This is a genomic window from Alkalibacterium psychrotolerans (assembly GCF_054784355.1).
Genome location: NZ_BAAGPH010000067.1, coordinates 1 through 867 on the forward strand (window position 1 = coordinate 1; position 867 = coordinate 867).

At 39.1% G+C, this 867-nt stretch carries 1 protein-coding gene; it reads left to right on the forward strand.

The window, feature by feature from the left end; all coding sequences use genetic code 11:
* Nucleotides 1-71 precede the first annotated feature (71 nt).
* A partial coding sequence (locus tag ACYVLS_RS08905; RefSeq protein WP_460323705.1) for an RING finger protein occupies nucleotides 72-867 on the forward strand: 796 nt, incomplete at its 3' end.

An 867-nucleotide genomic window follows, 5' to 3' on the forward strand; every position in this document is an offset into this window, starting at 1 on the left:
CTCTTCCCCCCTTAATCTGATAAAATGAAGTTCACTAAAACAAACATTCATCACTTAAGGAGTGAAAAGAGATGCCTAATCTACTTCAGATTATCATGTATTTAGTTAATAAAATCAAGTGGCAAAATCATTTAATTCAGCTTTTGAATGACTATATTGCCTGGCTGGAAGATGAGGGGAAGCGACCACCTAAAGGAACCGATATCACGAACCTTGATTTCAATAAATTGACTCTTGATGAGCCACCGACAGTTGTAACGATTGAACGAGCTGACTATAAAGTCCTTCTAAAACAAGCCGCAGAAGCAGGGAAACCGATTAAACCTGTTCAAAGACATAAGTCCTCAACAACGGTTCCTGAGTCTATCCACTGTGCAAAATGTCATGCGCCTCACAACTTCCTCTATAAAAATAATGGGGGACAGGGTCAGTATCGATGTAAAATCTGTTCTACCTTGTTTAACGAGAAAAGCCGGTACTCTAAAGATGTCTTACTCAAATGCCCCCACTGTGAACGATGCCTTGAGAAGATAAAACAACGGTCTGAATTTGATATCTACAAGTGTAAAAACGATACCTGTCCTTATTATCTTGAAGCATTAAATAACTTGAGTGAAGAGCAAAAGAAACTCTATACTATCGCTCCATACTATCTAAAGTTGCGCTATATTTATCGCCAGTTTCGCTTGAAATTGGAAGACATTAAGTCCTATGGACTGATTGAATCACCGGTTGACTTAAATCGTATTCATGCGTCCCCACGTTTATTAGGTGAAATCTTGACCTATCATGTTAATTACGGGTTGCCCGCACCAAAGGTAGCCGCATTAATCTACGATATGCACGGAGTAAAAATCGGTAGACAAA